Origin of the sequence: Novipirellula herctigrandis (genome assembly GCA_007859835.1) — a bacterium.
Classification (GTDB): Bacteria; Planctomycetota; Planctomycetia; order Pirellulales; family Pirellulaceae; genus Novipirellula_A; species Novipirellula_A herctigrandis.
The window spans coordinates 8,577,615-8,577,920 of the sequence record SJPJ01000001.1 but is presented as its reverse complement, the minus strand read 5'-3'; the positions used below and the strand labels follow the sequence as shown (position 1 = coordinate 8,577,920).

Below are 306 nucleotides of genomic sequence, written 5' to 3'. Positions count from 1 at the left end.
GATCGCGTCACCATGATGTATCAATCGACCGAGCACCGTCCGTTTAGCCTTCGGCCCCTTCGGTGACGGTTGTCCGTTCCATAGCAGTATCAGTTTAGCGACGGTCCAATTTAAAAGCAACAAACGACGTTGTGGACCGAACGGACGCAAAGGAATCATCAACAGCGCACCGATAGCAGAACAACAATCGCCCGGAGTGTGATAACGGTGGTGATCAGCGGGGACGGGCGAAAGACTTGCAAGCAGACGAGAAAACGGAACACCCGTCCTCCGTTGCATCACATGGTTATCGCACGGATGTGGGTA

The 306-nt window shown here is 53.6% G+C and carries 1 protein-coding gene; it reads right to left on the bottom strand.

Features of this window, described 5'->3' with window-relative positions:
• Window positions 1-279 (bottom strand): hypothetical protein (locus CA13_RS35940; RefSeq protein ID WP_419195067.1); only part of this gene is annotated, 279 nt, incomplete at its 3' end.
• Window positions 280-306 lie beyond the last annotated feature (27 nt).